Raw genomic sequence first — 19,186 nt, 5'->3', positions numbered from 1 at the left:
CGGCCCCCCCCCCCCCACCCCCCCCCCCCCCCGGCCCCCCCCCGGGGCCCCGCCCCGGGCCCTCCCGGGGGGCCCGGGGGCGCCCCCGCCGCCCCCCCCCCCCCCCCCACTCGACCGGATCCCGGGCCCGTCCGCCTCACCCGCGCCGGGTGGGGCGAACGGGCCTCAAACCGTGAAGTCGGCGACTTCGGCGTCGAGCAGACCGCGCTCCTGCGCGATCGCCACGGCCTCGCGCCTGCTGCGGACGTCGAGCTTCGAGTAGATGCCGCGGACGTGGGTCTTGACGGTGTTCGGCGAGACGGTCAGGTCCTGGGCGATCTCGTCGATCGACCGCTGGGTCGGCAACAGGCGCAGGACACTGCGTTCGCGTTCGGTCAGCGGCGCCGGCATCGCCGGGGTGCGCAGCCGGCGCCGCGCGGCCAGGATCTCGCCGGCGAACCGCTCGCCGGTCCCGAGACCGCCCAGCCGGCTGGTCAAGAACCCGATGAGCTCGGCCGGGGCGAAGACGAAGGGGAACCGGACGCCGGTGGGCTCGGCGGTGCGCAACGCTTCGTCGAGCAACCGGGCCGCCCGCTCCCGCGCCCCGGCGGCCAGTGCGGCCTGCACGCCGACCAGCGAAGCCTCGATCGCGGCCCACCCCAGCTCCATGGGCACCTCGTCGTCGGCCAGTGACCGCAGCACGGTGCTCGCCGCGTGGTGCCTGCCGAGCCGCAGCTGGGTCCGGGCGCGCATCAGCAGCAGCTCGCCCGATCCGACCAGGACCGGCAGGGCCCAGCGAACGGTCTCCCGCGCCTGGGCCGCCGCGCCCAGCCGGAGCGCCGCGCGCTGCTCCAGCACGGCACACAGGGCGGCGTACCCCGGCGGGCAGAGCCGGGCCCGGCCGATTCCGAGGCGGGTGCGGGCCCGGCGCATCCGCCGCAACCCCGCGTGCCAGCCGCCGAGCTCGAACTCGGCGGCGCCGTGCAGCGTCTCCGAAAGCAGCCGCAGGTCGCAGGCGGCTCGCGCCGGGGCGTCCCCGACGAGGTGCCGGATTCCCTTCGCGTACTGGAGGCACTCGGCGGGCTCGCCCCGCAGCAGGGCGCCGTAGGCCAGCAGGGCAGTCGCCTTGGCTCCCTGCAGGGACCGCAGGGAATCCCGGCGCGGCCGGCGGGTTTCCGCCCGGCGGGCCAGCGTCTCCATCACCCGGTAGTCGCCGTCTCGACCGGCCAGCTCGGCCAGTGTGGTGAGGCACAGGGCGACCGTGAAGTCCTGCCGGGACTCTTCCGCGGTACCGAGGAGCCGCACGAGGGTCTCCCGGGCCTCTTTGCGGGCGAGCAGGATCCCGGCGCGGTGGAGGATCGCGAGGCCGCCGAGACCGGTGTCCGCGGCCAGCCCTTCGTCGATCTCTTCGGCCGCGCGGCGGACCTGGGCCGGCGTGCGGTCGAGCTGGGCGAGCCGGGAGAGCGCGAGCTGCCGCAGGACGACCAGCTCCGCAGCTGGCCGGTCCGGCCACACCGAATCCGCCCTGGCCAGCTGCAGGCCTGCCGCCGACGTCTCGGCCGTCTCGAGGCAGAGTGCGGCCGAGATCAGGGCGGCCAGCGGGTCGGCGGGCATCCGCCGGTCTTCGAACACGGCGAGCGCGAGACGCAGGACGTGGTGCTCGCCCGCGAGGAACAGCGTCACGGCGTGCTCGCGCAGCAGCTCGCCGACCCGGGCGGGATCGCCCGCGCGGACGCTGTGCAGCAACGCTGGCGCCGGGCGGTCGTGCCCGGCGAACCAGCGGGCGGCGGCCGAGTGGAGGGTCCGGGCCCGGTCCGGTGCCCGGCGTTGCAGCTCGGCCCGCAGGTAGGTGCGCACCAGTGGAGTCACGCTGTGGTGGGGCGGGGTGCCGTCGGAATCGACCACCCGGGTGGCGGGCTCGCCCAGCTCGTGAAGCATCGCTTCCGCGTCCGCGCGGCCGCTGAGCACGGGTGCGAGCCCGGACGGGAGCTCGTCGCAGATGCTGATCGTCCGCAGCAGTTCCCGCTGCGCCGGGGTGAGGGGCGCGAGGACTTCGTCGGTCAGGTAGTCGAGCACACCGCCGTCGTGCCCGGTGTCGAACTCCCGCAGGCTGCCGTGCCGGGCGGCGGACGCCGCGGCCAGGCGCAGTCCGGCCGGCCAGCCCCCGGTCCGGGCGACGAGCGGAGCGACCTCGTCCGGCGGGATCGCCGCGTCGGCCGTAGCGAACAGGGCGTCCGCCTCGCCGGCGGTGAACCGCAGCCGGGCGGCGCCGATTTCGACGAGCCGGTCCGCGAGCCGGGCCCGGCCCAGGGGCAGCGGTGGTTCCCGCCGGCTCGAGACCGCCAGGCACAGCCCGGCCGGCTGGTGGCGGACCAGCGATCGCAGCCCCTGCCACGGATCGGGGGAGGTGATCTCCTGAGCGCCGTCGAGGACGAGCACGACGGGTTCGGGCAGTTCGTCGAGCGCGTCGGCGACCTGGCCCAGGAAAGCGAGGTCGGTGCTCGGGGCATCGGGGACCGCCAGCAGCCGCAGCGGGTTGCCGTCCGGGATCCGGCCGCAGCCCCCGAGTGCTTCGAGGACCGCGGACCAGAAGAGCCGGTCATCGTTGTCATCGGCGTCGGCGGACAGCCAGGCGACCGTCTCGCGATCGCGGCTCCGTGCCCACTCGGCGAGGAGCACGGTCTTGCCGAACCCCGCCGGGGCACCGACGAACACCATGGCCGCCTCGCTCGCTCCGTCGAGGACGGTGAGCAGACGCGGTCGCGAAACGAGATCCGCCGGGGGACCGGGGACCGTGATCTTCGTGCTCGGTACGCGTCTTCGGGACGGAACTTCGCGGCACTGGGGCATGCGCAATTCTCCTTCGAGCTCGGTCCGGGCATTCCCGGCGGATCCTGCCACGCCATTTCCCCCGGCTCACCCGCTGCGGGCGAGGAAAACAACGGCCGTCAGCAGAATTGTCAGGCGGGTGAAAAGTCTTGGGAATTCCTCGGGAAGCCGCCGTCGACGATTCGCCTTCTCGCAGTTCTTCTGGCTCGGGCCGGGCGAGGTCGTGGTGCTCGACGTCGTGCGGACGGGCCGGGTCGGCATCGGGTCGGTGCTGCTGGGGGTGGCCGTCGTGCTCTCCGCCCTGACCCCGGTGGCCGAGGTGCGGACCGGTGTCCGTGCCGGTGCCGACCTGGTCGCGAGGCTGGTTTTCCTGCCGGCGCGCGGGTGGTCGGCGGTGGTGGTGCTGCTCGACGTGGTGGTCGTCGCCCGCGCCTGGTACTCGGCCGGCCGGGCCCGCCGGGACGGGAGTGCCCGGTGAGCCGGGCGGGCATTCTCGCCCTGGACGCGGGTACGAATTACGTCTTCCGGGGATGCGGTGCCATTTCGGGACGGGTCGACGAGAGTGCCGAGGATTTCCGCGGGGTGCTCGTCGTGCCCGTTCCGCCGGAAACGATAGTTTTCGGGACGGTCACCGACCCCGGATGCCTTCCGGGGATTTTGCGCAGGCTCGAGGTGCTCGGGATGCACGTGGAATCCGTGCACCGGGTCCGGGAGCTCCCTCGGCCGGTGCGCCGCGCCGGCGGGTGACGGGCCGGCTCGCGTCACCCGCGCGAGGCGATCCGTCACGACCCGGACGCCGCCGTCACGTGCCCGGTCCGGATCGCCTGCCGCAGGGCGGCGTGGTCGCGTTCGTTCTGGTCGGCGCAGGCCACCGCGAACTCCCGGACGGCTTCGGCGAACACCGGACCCGAGCCGAGGTACGCGGCGATGGCGAGCGGATCCCCGGTGCGCGCGTGCGCCCGGGCCAGGGTCCACCCGCAGAGCCGAGCGTGGGCTCGCAGCACGTCCGGGGTCATCGTCGTGACGTCGCCGGCGTCCTGGTCGTCGCGCAGCCGGCGGACGTGGAATTCGCCGTCGTGACCGTCGAACCCGGCGGTGCGGGCCCAGCCGAGGAAGACGTCACCGGTGGCCTGGATCCGCCGTTGCCCGGTGACCACCCGCCGGCCGGGGCCGCCCGGCGCGGCGGTGCCGGTGTACTCCTGCAGCACCGACGACCGTGCTTCCTTGACCTGCAGGAAGAGTGGGTCCCCGGTGCCGGTCCGGACGAGCAGCGCCACCCAGCACCGGGTGCCCGCACCGCCCGGCCCGGTCACCGTGCGGGCCGCGTCGGCCAGCCGGTAGCGGTCCAGCAGCGCCTGCCGCGCCGGGCCGAGCGTGCGCCGGTACTGCGCGAGCACGGCGCCGAGGCGGTCGGTCAGCGTCACCGGGTCGCCGTCTCCGGCCAGGCGGCCCGCCGGGACGACCGAGGGCGGGCGAGCGGCCAGCCGCAGGTGCCCGTCACGGATTTCGGTGAACCGGCGTGTTCCGGCGGCGCGGCGTCTCGCCGGTCCCAGCCGGTGGGCCGCGACCGCCCGCAGCGTCCGGGTGTCGGCCGGGGTGAAGAAGATGTCGAGCGGTGTGCGGCGCGCGAAGTCGTGCATCGCCAGGCGGTACGACTCGACCGAGGCGAGCACCGTGCGCCGGCGCTGGGCCGCCGGGTGCTCGTTGTCCCGGCCGGTGACCTCGAAGCTCGCGGCCAGCCGTTTGACGTCCCATTCCCACGGTGCGAGCAGGGTTTCGTCGAAGTCGGCGAAGTCGAACACCATCCGCCGGCCCTGTGCGGCGAACAAACCGAAGTTGGCCAGCTGGGCGTCTCCGCACGCCTGGACCGAAAACCCGGTTCGCGGGGTCTTCGCGAGGTCGGCCGCCGCGGGGAGCACGGCGCCGCGGAAGTAGGCCAGCGGCGACGCCGCCATCCGGCCGTACCGCAGCGGCACCAGTTCCGGGACCCGGTCGCGATCCTGGCGAGCCAGCAGCGCGAGGGGATCGCCGCGCCGGAGCGAACCGGGGAACTCGGCGTGGCCGGCCGCCGGCACGGCGGTGCGCGCGGCGCGGGCCCGGGCGATCCGCGCGTCGGGTGCCGCGGTCTCCTTGTCGATGAGAGTCATGGGACGGATCGTCGGCCGCGGAACCGGCCGGGGCGTCGCCCGCCGGGGGTGAAGCGGGGAGTCATCCACCACGGGTGACGACCGGAAGCGGCGCGCGCCGCAGGGTGTTCCCCGGAGGTGCGGTGATGACGAAGTGGACGACGAGCGCCCGCCGGCGCCGGGCCGGAGTGCCACGGGGATCTCCCCGGCGATGCTCGGCGCCTCGCTTCGCCATCCCGTCTGCCCGCCCCGCGGCGCTCTCGGGGGAGCGCCCCCGGGCGGGCTGAACCTCCCGCGGGGCCGCGGCGACGCTCGGGGGCGCCGCCGCGGTCCCGCCCACGGAAGTTCCGGGCGCTACAGCGTCTCCCGCTGCGGGGCTTCGCCGAAAGCGTCGCGCAGCCGGGCTTCTTCCTCATCGGACAGGTTGGTGCTCAGCAACGTCGCGCCGGTTTCCTTGAACGGCTCGACGACCCGGTCCAGCACGGTGTCCTCGGACATCACGAACAATGCCGAAGTCCCGGGCGTGACCTGAGCCCGGACGGCGTCGATGAACTCTTCGTCGATCCCGACGTGACTCAGTGACCCGGTCAGTGCCCCGATCGCCGCGCCGACGGCCATGCCCAGCAGCGGGACGAGGAAGATGAGGCCGAACAGCAGACCCCAGAAGCCTCCGCCCAGCGCGCCGGCGCCGGTCAGGGAGCCCAGGTCCTTGGTCTTCGGCTTCTTCCGTCCTTCCGGCCAGGTCACGTAAGCCGCATCGGCGATCGACATCAGCTGCTGCTTTTGCAGCTGCCGGAGCAGATCCAGTGCGGTTTCGGCACCTTCGACGGTCGGGAACCGCCATACGGTCAACGTGGACATGACATCCTCCTCGGTCCGGGATCGGTGGTCGTGCCGCACTGTCGCCCGGGTGCCGGCGTGGGGCATCGCCCGCGTCACGTGAGCCGCGGACCTCCTGCGATCGGGACACCTGATCTCACCTGGGGCGGGCGAGGCCCGGCGGACGGGCGACCGACCATGATCGCCCGGTCCGCAGCCCGTCCACGAACGAGGAAGAGGGATCATGACCGAACCCATGCAGCCCCGGACCGGAACGACCGGCGCCCGGGTGCCCCTCCCGCCGGAGCGGGCCGTCGCGCGGTCCCGGCGGGTCGGCTGGATCTGGTTCGCCGCGGCGATCACCGTCCTGGCCGGACTGTTCAACGTGGTGGAAGGCCTGGTCGCGTTGTTCGACCGGGACTACTACGTCATCGGCCCGGCCGGGCTGCTCGTCTTCTCCTTGGCGGGCTGGGGCTGGCTCCACCTGGTCGTCGGTGTTCTCGTCGTGATGACGGGCATCGCGTTGTCCACCGGTTCGCAGTGGGCGCGGGTGCTCACGGTCGCGCTCGCCGGGTTCAACGCACTGGCGCAGCTGGCTTTCCTGTCCGCGTACCCGTTCTGGGGCGCCATCGTGATCGCCCTGGACGTCCTCGTGATCTGGGCCGTCATCGTGCACGGGGACGAATCGACCTACGAAATCTGGTGACCCGGCGCCCCGGTGATCAGTACAGTCGTGGCCTCCGCCCGGCGTCGACCGCGGAACCGGGGCGAAGTCTCCCGACAGCCGAGAGGTTGACGTGCCTGATCCTGCGACGCCCCTGTTCCGGCCGGTTCCCGGCGCCAAGGTCGCGGTTCCGCGGCTGCCGGGGATCTTCGTCCCCCGTGCGCGGCTGGGGGTGCTGCTGGATCGCGCCACGACCCGGCCCGTCACCCTGGTCCGGGCACCGGCCGGGGCCGGCAAGACCACGGCGCTGGCCGGCTGGGCCGGCGATGGCCACGATGTCGCCTGGGTGTCCCTGGACGACGACGACAACGACGAGTCCCGGTTGTGGGCGGCGATCCTCTGCGCGTTGCGCCGGTGTCCCGTGGTGCCCGCGGACGGAGCTCTGCACCGGCTGGGCCCGCCGCCGCCCGGGCGGCGGCGGGCGTTCCTGGCCGACCTGGAAGACGCGGTCGCGGGTCTGGACCATCCGGTGCGGCTGGTCCTGGACGACCTCCAGGAGATCTCCGGTCCGGAACCGCTGGACGCGCTCGCGGCCCTCGCCCGGCACCTGCCGCCCGGGCTGAGACTGGTGCTGGCCACGCGCGTCGAGCCGCGGCTGCGGCTGGCCCGCCTGCACGTCGAGGACACGCTGTCCCGGGTGGAGGCCGGCGAACTCCGTTTCACCGCAAAGGAAACCGCCGTCCTGTTGCGGGCCACCGGAGCCAAGGTGGGTGACGACCGCGTTCGCGAGCTCACCGAACGCACCGCGGGCTGGGCCGCGGCCCTCGGCTGGGCCGCGGTTTCGGTGCGCGATGCCGATGACGCGGACGCACTCGTCGCGTCCGTCACCGGTGATGATCGCACCGTGGCAAGGTTCCTCGCCGACGAAGTGCTCTCGCGACTGCCCGCGGCCACCGCGGATCTCCTGCTGTGCCTCAGTGTCTGCGACGCGGTTTCCGCGACGCTCGCGGTCTGCCTGTCGGGTCGTGCGGACGCCGGGGCCAGGCTGGACGAGCTCGAGCGCGCGATGGGCCTCGTCACGCGCACGCCGGCCGAGACCTACCGGCTCCCGCCGCTGCTGCGCGTCTTCCTGCGTGCCGAGGTGGCGCGGCGGGACCCGGCGCGGGTGCCGCGGCTGCACGGGATCGCCGCGCGGTGGTACGCCGGCGAAGGACGGTTCGGCGAAGCACTCCGGCACGCCGTGGCGGGCCGCGACGGGGAGCGGGTCCTGGCCCTGGCGCGAGGCCAGGCCGTGCGCCAAGTGCTGGCCGGTGACGGGGATCCGGTGCGGGTCGCCCTCACCCACCTGGGCGCCGAAGCGGTCGCCGAGAGCCCGCAGCTGCGGCTGGCGTCCGCACTGGAGAACATCCAACGCGGCCGGCTCGCCGAAGCGACGGCCGATCTCGGCGAAAAGGCGGCGGACGACGACTTGTGGCCGCTCGCCGTCCGGCACCTGGCCTCCGTGACGGGACGGCGGCCGCCGGAGACCGAACTGCCTGCGGCCCGCCGCCCCGAGGCCGACGCCTGGGCGAACCTGGACCGCGCGTGGCGGTCGCTGTACCGGGGTGCCCGCCGGCACGCCGTGACCCAGGCGCAGGAAGCCCTCCGCCTGGCCCACGCCGAGCGGCTCGACCACCTCGTGCTCCACAGCAGGCTCGCCCTCGCCGTCGCCACCGCCGTGGGCGGGGAGCACCCGGCGATGCGCCGGGCTTGCACCGGAGCCCTCGCCGTCGCCCGCCGGCACGGCTGGCGCCGCTCCCCGGGAGTGGCCGAATGCCACCTGTTGCTGGCCTACGACGACCTGATGCGCGCCGAGCCGGTCGCCGCGGCCCGGGAACTGGCCCAGGCGACGTCGGCGGAGGTCCCCGGCGGAATACCGGTGCTCCGGCCGCTGCGCGAGTTCTTCGAAGGCATGGTGCGCTTCGACGACGGCGACCGGGTGGCGAGCTCGCAGGTCATGCGGGCGGCGCGGCACTGGCTCGCCGACCTCGAGCTGCCCCGCGAGGTCGTCGGGGTGTGCGCGGTCGCGGAGTACCACGCGGCGATCACCCTCGGGGAGGGTCTGCACGCGGCGGAGGTGCTCGCCTGGGTGCAGGAGCGGCTGCCCGGCAGCGGCGAGCTGGCGGTCCTGCGGGTCCGCGCCCACCTCGCCGCCGACGAACCCGACGCGGCCGAGGCGGTCCTGCGGGACACGGTTTCGGCGATCGCGGTGCTGCCGGCCACCCCGGTCGACCGGTGCCTGGCCGAAACCGCGCTCGCGCTGCGTTCGCATCGGCGGACCAAGGCGCTGCACGCCCTCGACCGCGCGCTCGCCCTCGCCCGGCCGAACGGGCTGGTGCGGCCGTTCGCCCTCGCCGAGCCGCAGGTCGGGCACCTGCTGATCGACCACTCCGGCGGGTTCGGCTCGCTGGACCGGTTCGCCCAGGCGGTCCGCGGCCGGCTGGTCCCGCACACCCCGCCCAGCGATCTGACCGACCGGGAGCAGGTGGTGCTGCAGCGGCTGCCTTCCCAGCGTTCGCTGGACGAGATCGCGTCCGACCTCACGGTTTCGGTCAACACGGTGAAGACCCACGTGCGGGCCATCTACGGCAAGCTCGGCGTGAACAACCGGCGCTCCGCGGTCGTGGTCGCCCGCCAGCACGGCCTGACCTGAGCCCTCACTCTTCGTCGCGGCGCGGTGCGGAAAGCAGCGCGTCGGCCCAGCGGGCCCGCGGGTCGACGTCCACCAGCAGGGCCTTGGCCAGCAGGGTCGCCGGCACGGCGAGGACCGCGCCGAGCGGGCCCAGCAGCCAGGTCCAGAACACGAGCGCCAGCACGGTGACCAAAGTGGACAGACCGACCGAGCCGGCGACGAACCGGGGCTGGATCAGCGACTGCACCACGAAGTTCAGCCCGGCGTACACGACGAGCACCACGAGCAGGCTGCTCCAGCCGCCGTCGAGGAGCGCGATGAGCGCGGGCGGGGCGACCCCGATCACGAAGCCCACGTTGGGGACGTAGTTGGTGACGAAGGCGAGCAGCCCCCACAGCACCGCACCCGGGACGGAGAGCAGGGCCAGCGCGGTGGTGTCGAGCGCCGCCACGAGCCCGCCGAACACGGTCGTCACGAGCAGGTACCGCCGGGTGCCGATGACGAAACCCCGCAACGACGCGGAGATCCACGGCCGGTCGCGCCCGATCCGGCCGAGGCGCTGGCCCGCCCAAGCCGTCTCGGCGCTCAGGAACAGCAGGAGGGCGAACAAGAAGGCCAGGTTGGTCACCAGGCCGCCCACCCCGGCGAGCAGGGAACCGGCCAGGCCGACGAGCTTCCCGGCGTCGACGGACGACAGCATGGTGCGCAGCTCCGGTTCGCCGACCCCGAACCGGCCGAGCACGGTCAGCCCGTCGTGCAGCAGCTCGTCGACGCGCCCGGTGTACCGGGGGAGCAGGACCGACAGCTGCGCGACGGACACCACGACGACGAGGAAGAAGGCGAGCAGGGCCGTGTAGACGGTGACGACCAGCACGGCGACGGTCAGCCAGCGCGGCAACCCCTTGCGCCGCAGCCAGGTCCGCACCGGATCGAGGGTGATCACGACGACGAGGGCGAGGAAGACCGGGCCGGCGAACCAGGCGACGGCTTGCACGCCGGCCAGCACGACCACCGCGGCGGCGGCGCCCAGTAGCACCACGAGCGCGCGGGGCAGGGAGGTGCCACCGGTCCCGTGGTCGCTTTCGGGCGGCCACGGGATCGGCGGCGGGTGCGCGCCGGCGCCGAACCGGTCGGCGAGTCTCCGGAAGGGGTGCCGGACGGAGCGGTGCGCTCGCCGGTCACCGGGCTCGGCCCGGCGCCGCCGGGGCTTGCGGAACCGGCGGGCCGATGAATCGGTGAGCGAAGCTCGCACCATGCGAATCCTCCAGGAGACGGGCGGCGGCGACGTCCACGATGGCCCGTCCCGGCGGCCCCGCCGTCACCTGGCGAGGGCGAGATCGGGGCTGGTTCGGCCGTCTCCGGGCGCAGCGGTCATCACGGGGACGTCGCGGTGTTCGTCTGGAGGGTGAGGTAGACGGCGCGGACCGCGAGGGTGCGTTCGATCTCGTCGATGATCGGGGCGAAGAACTGTTTGCGGTGTTCGGTGTCGCTCATCGAGGTGACCGCGAAGTACATGCTGCCGAATCCGGCGAGCAGGGTGGCGTTGCGCAGCAGGGCGACCGGGACGCCGGGCAGCAGCGGCGAGATCGCCGGGGTGCTGCCGATCCATTGTTCGGCCGCGGCGGGGGTCACGATGATCACGCCGAGGAGGACGAAGAAGGCGAACGAGGCGAGGCCGATGACCGCGGCTTGGACGAGCTGGCGGGTGGCGAGCATCAGCAGCAGGTTGCGTTTCTGGCGGCCGTTGAGGCTGATCGCGCGGATGGGCCCGTCGATGGTGACGGCAGCCAGGGGGGTGCCGGCGCAGGCGGCGGTCAGCATGGGCGGGCTGAAGTCCTGCTCGACCCGGCCGATTTCTTCGCGGAGGCGGGCGGCCGCGGCGAGGACGGTGACCGCGCCGAAGAGGGCGACGACGAGGGTGAGGCGCCACCAGGCGAGCTGGTTCATCAGCTGCCACAGCTCGCCGGTGAAGAACAGGAACAAGGTGACGAAGAGCAGGACGGGCAGGGCCCGGCCGAGGACTTGGACGCTGTTGCGGAGGTCGGTGATGGCCTGCCGGATGGCTTGGCGCAGGAGGGTGCCGAAGCCGTAGGTGGCGGCGAGGGCAGTGGCCGCGAAGACGGCGGCGAAGAACACGAGGAACGCGAGGACGCCCAGCGCGCGGGCGCCCGGGAGGGTGATGGCGCCGTCGAAGGCGAGCTGCAGCAGCGGCACCGCGACCGGCATCGCGGCGTAGGTGATCAGGATGGCGATGGTCGCGCCGCGGGAGAAGCGGGGGAGGCGCCGGACGAACAGCGAGATCGTCACCCAGGCCGCGATGGTCACGGCGACGACGACGCCGAGCAGAACCCACCGGCCCGAGCCGGCGGTCTTGAGCGGGACGAGCCAGGCGAGGCTCGCGAGGGTGACGAAGACGAGCGCGGGCAGCATGCGGGGCAGGACGTGCTCGGTGAAGCCGTATCCGGCGATCATCGTCGGGGTCCCGCGCCGGAGGAACCAGCGTTCGGTCCGCTGGACTCGCGCCCGGGGTGAGGAGGTCGGCATGAGGAGATGATTCCCCGCGGCTTCGGCGCGGGCCCGCCCGGCCCGGGCTAGCCGAATCCCCCTGCTTCCGGCGGGGCCGGGGTCAGCCGAGCAGCCGGATGTCCGAGCGCCCGTAGTGGAACTCGCGGACGGCGATGACGAGCTCGTCGACCGTGAGACGGCCGTCGCCGTCGAGGTCGATGCGGTCGAACGTCGCGTCGGAGTCGGCGTCGCCGAGTCCCACCGCCGGGCCGAGCCAGCGGCGCAGCTCCACCTTGCTCACGTACCCGTCGCGGTCGGTGTCGCACAGGTCGGCGATCGCGGCGATGGTCGGGCGGAGCAGCTCTTCGAACCCGCTGTCACCGCGGTCGTACATCAGCTCCCGGTTGGCGGCGAGGTACTGCTCCTGGTTCATGGCCCCGTTCGGGCCGACGCCGGCGGCTTCGGCCTGGCGCTGGTACATCGCGAGCAGGGCATCCCGCACGGCCCGGCCGCGGTCACTGGTCGTCGTTTCGCCGAAGGCCTCGACGATGCGGCGCGCTTCCGCGTCGTAATCGGTGCGATCGATGACGCCGTCCCCGTTGGCGTCCCATTTCTTGAATCGCTTGACTTCGTGCTCGGTCCTCAGGGCGGTGGTCATGGCCTGGAACTCTAGGGCTGAACGCCGGTATCGGGCAGTCGCACGAAAGGTGGACCGGATCGCCGACGGTGTTTCTCTTGTGGGCGGGCACTTCACGGACGGTGAGGTCGACCAGGCATCGCCCCTAACGGGACCGCTAGGGGTGGAGTTCGGATCGTACCGATCGGTATGTTTTTGGCCGGATTCGGACCACACCGCCCGGGGGCAGGGGACATGGGGATTTCCGATGGTGTCGCGGTCGTGGGGATGTCCTGCCGGTTTCCGGGGGCGCCCGATCCGGACGCGTTCTGGCGGCTGCTGCGGACCGGCACCGATGCGGTGACCGGAGTACCGGCCGATCGGGTGGATCCGGGCCTCGGCCGGGGTGGGTTCCTGGACCGCGTCGGGGACTTCGATCCGGCCTTCTTCGGGATCTCCCCGCGCGAAGCGGCGGCGATGGACCCGCAGCAGCGGCTGATGCTGGAGCTGGGCTGGGAGGCGTTCGAGGACGCGGGCCTGCCGCCGGGCGGGAACGCGGGCGTGTTCGTCGGCGCGATCCGGGAGGACTACGCGGATCTGCGGCCGGACATCAGCGCGCATTCCATGACCGGCCTGCAACGCGGGATGATCGCGAACCGCGTCTCCTACGCCTTGGGGCTGCGCGGTCCCAGCTTCGTGATCGACGCGGCGCAGTCGTCCTCGCTGGTCGCCGTGCACACGGCCTGCGCGAGCCTGCTGGCGGGCGAGTGCACGCTGGCTCTCGCGGGCGGCGTCACCCTCAACCTGAGCGCGGACAGCGCCCTGACCGCGGTGCGGTTCGGCGGGCTCTCCCCGGATGGCAAATGCCAGGTGTTCGACGCGCGGGCCAACGGTTACGTCCGCGGTGAGGGCGGTGCGCTGGTCGTCCTCAAGCGGCTGGCCGACGCCGTGGCCGACGGCGACCTGATCCACTGCGTGATCCTCGGCAGCGCCGTCACCAACGACGGTGGCGGCAAGAGCCTGACCGCACCGGAGCGGGCCGCGCAGGAGGAATGCCTCCGGCTGGCCTACGCACGCGCCGGCGTCGACCCGGCCGACGTGCGGTACGTGGAGCTGCACGGCACCGGCACCAAGCTCGGCGACCCGATCGAAGCCGCCGCCCTCGGCGCGGTCCTCGGCGAAGGCCGCGGCGCCGACCGGCCGTTGCTGGTGGGCTCGGTCAAGACCAACATCGGTCACCTGGAAGGCGCCGCGGGCGTGGCGGGCCTGCTCAAGACCGTGCTCAGCCTCGAGCACGGCGAGCTGCCCGCGAGCTTGAACTTCAGCACCCCGAACCCGGAGATACCGTTGGACGCGCTGAAGATCCGCGTCCAGGACCACCCGAGCCCCTGGCCCGGGGCCGGGCTGGCCGGGGTGAGCTCGTTCGGCATGGGCGGCACCAACTGCCACGTCGTGCTGGCGAAGTGGACCGGCAGCGCGGCGCCACGCGGGTCGCGGGTGGCGCCGTGGGTGCTCTCGGCCAAGACCGGCCGGGCGTTGCAGGAGCAGGCCGCGCGGCTGCGGGAGCACCTCGAGACGCACCCGGAGCTGGACCTGGCGGCCGCGGCGCGCTCCTCGGCCACGACCCGGCCGGCGTTCGACCACCGCGCGGTGCTGATCGCCCCGGACCGCGACCGGCTTCTCCCCGGCCTGACCGCTCTGGCCGAGGGCGTCCCGTTTCCCGGGCTGACCACGGGAGTCGCGCGGCGCGCGGGCAAGGTCGCCTTCGTCTTCCCCGGGCAGGGCACGCAATGGCGCGGCATGGCCGCGGAGCTGCTGGATGCGTCGCCGGTTTTCGCCGCCCGGATGCACGAATGCGCCGACGCGCTGGCCCCGCACGTGGACTTCTCGCTCCTCGACGTCGTGCGCGGGGAAGTGCACGACATCGAGGTCATCCAGCCGGCCCTGTTCGCCATGATGGTCTCGCTGGCCGCCCTGTGGCGTTCCCTCGGCATCGAGCCGGACGCCGTGGTGGGCCATTCGCAGGGGGAGATCGCGGCCGCCTGCGTGGCGGGGGCGTTGTCGCTCGAGGACGCGGCGAAGGTGGTGGCCCGGCGCAGCCAGGCCTTCCGCGACCTGCTCGGCGAGGGCGCGATGGCCTCGGTGACCCTGCCGGAGCGGGACGTGGCACCCAGGCTGACCGAGCGCGTGTGGATCTCCGCGGTGAACGGGCCCGCCTCGACCGTGGTCGGGGGCGACGTGGCGGCGGTCGCGGAGTTCGTCGCCGGCTGCGAACGCGACGGCATCCGAGTCCGGCGGGTGAACGTCCGGCACGCGTCGCATTCACCCCTGATGGAGCCGCTGCGCGAACCGCTCCTCGCCGCCCTGGCCGGCATCCGGCCGGTGGCCACGGACGTCGCGTTCGTCTCGACGGTCACCGGTGGCGTGCTGGCCGGCACCGAGCTGGACCCGGCGTACTGGTACCGGAACCTGTCGCAGCGGGTCGAGTTCGAAAAGGCCACCCGATCGCTGGCCGCACTGGGCTGCGACCTCTTCGTCGAGTCCAGCCCGCACCCCGTGCTCACCGCGCCGGTGCAGCAGATCGCCGAGGACGCCCTGGTGGTCGGTTCGCTCCGCCGGGACGCGGGTGGGCTCGAGGAGGTCCTGGCCTCGGCCGCCCGCCTCCACGTGCGCGGGCGGGCACCGGACTGGGGGCGGGCGTTCGACGGCGGCCGCGTCCGGCTGCCCACCTACGCGTTCCAACGCCGGCGCTACTGGCTCGACGAGACCGCGCCCGAACCCGAGGTGCACGAGGCACCTCGGGACGTGCTGGGTCTCGTGCGGGCACACACCGCCGCGGTGCTGGGGCATCCGACACCGGAAGCCGTCGCGGTGGACGCGACCTTCCGGGAACTGGGGATCGACTCGCACCTCGCGGTCGAGCTGCGCAACCGGCTCGCCGCGGACACCGGCGAGGACTTGTCCGTCACGGTCCTGTTCGACCACCCCAGCTGTACCGACCTGGCGGCCCACCTGACCGGGGGCCGCGGCGAGCACGCGCCCGAGATCCGGGCGGCGTCGGACGACGATCCGGTCGTCGTGGTGGGGATGGCCTGCCGTTTTCCGGGCGGGATCGCTTCGCCGGAGGACCTCTGGGACGTGGTGGCCGAAGGCCGGGACGTGGTGTCCGCGTTCCCGGCGGACCGGGGCTGGGGCACGGGGTCCGGCGGGTTCCTCGACGACGTCGCCGGGTTCGACGCGGACTTCTTCGGGATCTCACCGCGCGAGGCACTGGGCATGGACCCGCAGCAGCGACTGGTCCTGGAGTGCTCGTGGGAGGCGCTGGAGCGGGCCGGGGTCGACCCGTCGGCGGTGCGGGGCAGCGATCTCGGCGTCTTCGTCGGGGTGATGGGCGGGGAAGGGGCCGGGGTCACCGGTCGCGCGGCGAGCGTCGTGTCCGGGCGGGTCGCGTACGTGCTCGGGTCCGAAGGCCCGGCGATGTCGGTCGACACGGCTTGCTCGTCCTCGCTGGTGGCGCTGCACCTCGCGGCCCGGTCCGTGCGTGACGGCGAGTGTTCGATGGCGTTGGCCGGCGGGGTGACCGTGTTGTCGTCGCCGGAGCTGTTCGAGGAGTTCGCGCGCAACGGTGGCCTGGCGGCCGACGGCCGGTGCAAGTCGTTCGCGGACGCCGCCGACGGCACCGGGTGGGCCGAAGGCGTGGGCCTGGTGGTGGTGGAACGGCTGTCCGACGCCCGCCGCCGGGGCCATCGTGTGCTGGCGGTGCTCCGGGGGAGTGCGGTGAACCAGGACGGCGCGTCGAACGGGCTGACCGCACCGAGCGGTCGTGCGCAGCGGCAGGTGATCCGGCAGGCGCTGGCGAACGCGGGTCTCCGGCCCGCCGACGTCGACGTGGTCGAAGCACACGGCACCGGGACGCGCCTCGGCGATCCGATCGAGGCGCAGGCGGTGCTGGCTACCTACGGCCAGGACCGGACCGAGCCGGTCTTGCTGGGGTCGGTGAAGTCGAACATCGGGCACACGCAGGCGGCCGCGGGGGTGGCCGGCATTGTGAAGATGGTCCTATCCATGCGGCACGGTGTCGTGCCGGCGAGCCTGCACATCGACCAGCCGTCGTCCTTTGTGGACTGGGAAGCGGGCGCGGTCGAGCTGGTGGGGGAGCCGGTGCCGTGGCCTGAGGTGGCGCGGCCACGGCGGGTGGGCGTGTCGTCCTTCGGGGTCAGCGGGACGAACGCGCACGTGATCCTCGAGCAAGGACCGGACGTCGAGGTCGCCGACCGGCCGGACGGTGGCCTGGTGCCGTGGGTGCTGTCCGCACGGTCGGATGACGCGTTGCGAGCGCAGGTTTCGCGGTTGCGGGACCGGCTCGGGACGCGCCCCGAATCGGGCGTCGATGTCGGCTATTCGCTGGCGTACGGTCGTGCCGCTCTGGAGCATCGCGCGGTGCTGCTGGGTGATCGGGTGGTCGACGGTGTCGTCGAGCCGGTGGCCAAGACCGTGTTCGTCTTCCCGGGGCAGGGTTCGCAGTGGATCGGGATGGCGGCGGAGTTGTGGGACTCGTCGCCGGTGTTCGCTCAGTGGATGGATCGCTGTGCGAGTGCGCTGGGTCCCGGATTCGACTTGCGGGAGGGGCTGAGCAGTGAGCGTGTGGAGGTGGTTCAGCCTGCGTTGTGGGCGGTGATGGTGTCGCTGGCCGGGTTGTGGCGGTCGTTCGGCGTCGAACCCGATGCGGTGGTGGGACATTCGCAGGGTGAGATCGCCGCGGCCTGCGTAGCGGGAGCGCTGTCGCTCGAGGACGGCGCACGGGTTGTGGTGGCACGCAGCAGGCTCATCGCGGAGCGGCTTTCCGGCCGGGGCGCGATGGCGTCGGTGACGCTTCCGGACGGCCACGCGCTGGACGACCGGCTGTCGGTGGCGGTGGTGAACAGCCCGGCTTCCGTCGTGGTGTCCGGGGATCCCGAGGCCATCGACGAGCTTCTGCTGGCTGTTCCCGGCAAGCGGATCGCCGTCGACTACGCGTCGCATTCGGCTCAGGTCGAGTCGGTGCGGGACGAGCTTCTCGCCGCGCTGGACGGGATCACGCCGCGTCGGCCGACGATTCCGTTCTGCTCCACCGTGTCCGGCGCCGCGGCCTTCGACGCCGAGTACTGGTATCAGAACCTCCGGCAAACCGTGCAGTTCGAGCAGGCCGTCCAGTCCCTGGGTGACGGCGTGTTCCTGGAGATGAGCCCGCATCCGGTACTCACCCTGCACATCCCCGGCACGGCCATCGGCTCACTGCGCCGCGACGACGGTGGGCTCGAGCGGTTCCTGACATCGCTGGCCGAGGCGTACGTGCGCGGCGTCGAAGTCGACTGGATGCCCCTGCTTGCCGGCGGGCGGCTGGTGGACCTGCCGACCTACCCCTTCCAGCATCGCCGGTACTGGCTCGATGCCCGGCCGGCGAGTGGATCGGCACACCCGACCCTGGCGGCCACCGTCGAGCTGGCCGACGGCGCCGGATCGCTGTCCACCGGCCGGATCTCGCTGCGCGCGCAGCCCTGGCTCGCCGACCACGTCGTGGCGGGCAAGGTCTTGTTCCCCGGCACCGGCTTCCTCGAACTGGCGGGCCACGCCGGCGCCCGGCTGGATTCGGCGACCGTCCGGGAACTCACGGTCGAGGCGCCGCTCGAACTGTCCACACCGGACGTCGTGGACGTGCAGGTGCTGGTGGGTCCGGTCGACGGCTCCGGGTGCCGGCCGGTGAGCGTGCACGCACGGTCCGCCGGCGACGCCGAGTGGCGCAGGCACGCGAGTGGATCGCTGGCCGCGACCGAGCCGCCGACGGGGTTCGGCCCGGCGGTGTGGCCGCCGGAAGACGCGGTCCCCCTGGAAATCCGCTACGACGTGCTGGCCGAGACCGGCTTCGAGTACGGGCCCGCGTTCCGGGGACTGCGCGCGGCCTGGCAACGCGGTGAAGAGCTGTTCGCCGAGGTCGACCTCCTTCCCGAGCCGGACGGGTTCGCCCTGCACCCGGCGTTGCTCGATGCGGCGCTCCACCCGCTGCTGCTCGACGGCGGTGGCTTGCGGGTACCGTTCGCCTGGGCCGGAGTGCGATGCGTGGCAACGGATGCGACGACACTGCGAGTCCGGCTGACACCGGCGGGTGAAGGCGCCTTCGCCGTGGCCATGACGGACGCCGACGGCAAGCCCGTGGCCACGATCGAATCCTTGACACTCCGCCCGGTGGGCCGGGTCCGCCGCACTCTGTACGAAGTGGACTGGAAGCCGGCGCCTCCGGCCGGGAAACCGGCGACGGCCACCGTCTTCGAGTGCCCGCAACCCGACCAGGCGTTGGTCGCGGCGGTACGCGAGGTGCTGAAGCAGGTCCTCGACGCGACCCGGGACTGGCTGGCGGACGAGCACACGCCGGACGAGCGGCTGGTCCTGGTGACCCGGAACGCGACGGGCGCCGACCCGAACCTGGTCCACGCTCCGGTGTGGGGGCTGGTCCGCTCGGCGCAGGCCGAGCACCCCGGCCGGTTCGTCCTCCTCGACCTGGACGAGTCCGGCGCCGTTCCGGACGTGGTGGGCCTGGACGAGCCGCAGCAGGCCGTCCGCGACGGTGCCGTCCTGGTACCGAGGCTCCGCAAGCTGACGGCCGAGCCCGGTCCCGCGCTGGATGGGACGGTGCTGGTGACGGGCGCGACCGGAACGCTGGGTGGCTTGCTGGCCCGGCATCTCGTGACCGCGCACGGCGTCCGGCGGTTGCTGCTGGTGAGCCGGACCGCGACGGCCGGCCTGGGCACCGAACTGACCGGACTGGGGGCGACGGTCGAGGTGGTCGCCTGCGACCTCGCCGATCGTGACCAGGTGGGCAGGTTGCTCGCCGACCACTCGGTCGATGCCGTCGTCCACGCGGCGGGTGTCCTCGATGACGGCCTGATCGAATCGATGACCCCGGAGCGGCTGGACGCGGTGCTGGCCCCGAAGGTGGACGC

Annotated in this window: 11 protein-coding genes (1 of these 11 only partly in view); 5 read left to right on the top strand and 6 right to left on the bottom strand. The window is 73.3% G+C overall.

Annotated features, from left to right (window positions below; genetic code table 11):
• Positions 1–165 precede the first annotated feature (165 nt).
• Positions 166–2,829, bottom strand: a complete 2,664-nt coding sequence (locus QQ657_RS52190) for a winged helix-turn-helix domain-containing protein (protein ID WP_284749933.1) — start codon at positions 2,827–2,829, stop codon at positions 166–168.
• 118 nt (positions 2,830–2,947) lie between these two features.
• On the opposite strand from QQ657_RS52190, the gene QQ657_RS52185 reads away from it, so the two are divergent.
• Together QQ657_RS52185 and QQ657_RS57070 are read left to right on the top strand one after the other, a co-directional pair.
• On the top strand, positions 2,948–3,286 hold the full coding sequence (locus QQ657_RS52185; RefSeq protein WP_284749932.1) for a hypothetical protein: 339 nt from the start codon (positions 2,948–2,950) through the stop codon (positions 3,284–3,286).
• Positions 3,193–3,555, top strand: a complete 363-nt coding sequence (locus QQ657_RS57070; RefSeq protein WP_491047362.1) for a DUF8691 family protein — start codon at positions 3,193–3,195, stop codon at positions 3,553–3,555. The genes QQ657_RS52185 and QQ657_RS57070 overlap by 94 nt, the downstream gene beginning before the upstream one ends.
• Positions 3,556–3,590: 35 nt before the next feature.
• Here the strand turns inward: QQ657_RS57070 and QQ657_RS52180 are convergent, their stop codons facing one another.
• Together QQ657_RS52180 and QQ657_RS52175 are read right to left on the bottom strand one after the other, a co-directional pair.
• The gene (locus QQ657_RS52180) at positions 3,591–4,955 is read right to left on the bottom strand and encodes a DUF2252 domain-containing protein (RefSeq protein WP_284749931.1); all 1,365 of its coding nucleotides are present in this window, start codon (positions 4,953–4,955) and stop codon (positions 3,591–3,593) included.
• A gap of 333 nt (positions 4,956–5,288) precedes the next feature.
• Entirely contained in the window at positions 5,289–5,795 is a 507-nt protein-coding gene (locus QQ657_RS52175) for a DUF1269 domain-containing protein (RefSeq protein WP_284749930.1), read from the bottom strand.
• Positions 5,796–5,997: 202 nt separating this feature from the next.
• Here QQ657_RS52175 and QQ657_RS52170 point away from each other — a divergent pair, with 202 nt between their 5' ends.
• Positions 5,998–6,459, top strand: a complete 462-nt coding sequence (locus QQ657_RS52170; protein WP_284749929.1) for a DUF7144 family membrane protein — start codon at positions 5,998–6,000, stop codon at positions 6,457–6,459.
• 91 nt (positions 6,460–6,550) lie between these two features.
• A complete protein-coding gene (locus tag QQ657_RS52165) occupies positions 6,551–9,109 on the top strand; it encodes a winged helix-turn-helix domain-containing protein (protein ID WP_284749928.1) in 2,559 nt (852 codons plus the stop codon).
• Between the two features lie 4 nt (positions 9,110–9,113).
• Here the strand turns inward: QQ657_RS52165 and QQ657_RS52160 are convergent, their stop codons facing one another.
• The 3 genes from QQ657_RS52160 to QQ657_RS52150 all read right to left on the bottom strand — a co-directional run bounded on the left by QQ657_RS52160 (position 9,114) and on the right by QQ657_RS52150 (position 12,251).
• Entirely contained in the window at positions 9,114–10,343 is a 1,230-nt protein-coding gene (locus tag QQ657_RS52160; protein WP_284749927.1) for an AI-2E family transporter, read from the bottom strand.
• 119 nt (positions 10,344–10,462) lie between these two features.
• Positions 10,463–11,632 (bottom strand): hypothetical protein, encoded by a 1,170-nt coding sequence (locus QQ657_RS52155; protein ID WP_284749926.1) that lies wholly within the window; start codon positions 11,630–11,632, stop codon positions 10,463–10,465.
• 82 nt (positions 11,633–11,714) lie between these two features.
• Entirely contained in the window at positions 11,715–12,251 is a 537-nt protein-coding gene (locus tag QQ657_RS52150; protein WP_284749925.1) for an EF-hand domain-containing protein, read from the bottom strand.
• Between the two features lie 213 nt (positions 12,252–12,464).
• Here QQ657_RS52150 and QQ657_RS52145 point away from each other — a divergent pair, with 213 nt between their 5' ends.
• Positions 12,465–19,186, top strand: the 5' end (the start) of a protein-coding gene (locus QQ657_RS52145; protein WP_284749924.1) for a type I polyketide synthase. 9,538 nt of this gene lie beyond the right edge of the window; only the first 6,722 of its 16,260 coding nucleotides appear in the window; its start codon is at positions 12,465–12,467; the stop codon falls past the right edge of the window.

The organism is Amycolatopsis ponsaeliensis, from assembly GCF_030182635.1.
In the GTDB taxonomy this organism is placed as follows: domain Bacteria; phylum Actinomycetota; class Actinomycetes; order Mycobacteriales; family Pseudonocardiaceae; genus Amycolatopsis; species Amycolatopsis ponsaeliensis.
The sequence above is the reverse complement of the archived record's forward strand: the minus strand, read 5'-3'. Positions and strand labels throughout refer to the sequence as shown.

What these genes read in the sequence shown, in the direction of transcription:
- QQ657_RS52190 (WP_284749933.1), bottom strand. Translation starts at nt 2,829, where the DNA reads ATGCCCCAGTGCCGCGAAGTTCCGTCCCGAAGACGCGTACCGAGCACG.
- QQ657_RS52180 (WP_284749931.1), bottom strand. Translation starts at nt 4,955, where the DNA reads ATGACTCTCATCGACAAGGAGACCGCGGCACCCGACGCGCGGATCGCC.
- QQ657_RS52175 (WP_284749930.1), bottom strand. Translation starts at nt 5,795, where the DNA reads ATGTCCACGTTGACCGTATGGCGGTTCCCGACCGTCGAAGGTGCCGAA.
- QQ657_RS52170 (WP_284749929.1), top strand. Translation starts at nt 5,998, where the DNA reads ATGACCGAACCCATGCAGCCCCGGACCGGAACGACCGGCGCCCGGGTG.
- QQ657_RS52160 (WP_284749927.1), bottom strand. Translation starts at nt 10,343, where the DNA reads ATGGTGCGAGCTTCGCTCACCGATTCATCGGCCCGCCGGTTCCGCAAG.
- QQ657_RS52155 (WP_284749926.1), bottom strand. Translation starts at nt 11,632, where the DNA reads ATGCCGACCTCCTCACCCCGGGCGCGAGTCCAGCGGACCGAACGCTGG.
- QQ657_RS52150 (WP_284749925.1), bottom strand. Translation starts at nt 12,251, where the DNA reads ATGACCACCGCCCTGAGGACCGAGCACGAAGTCAAGCGATTCAAGAAA.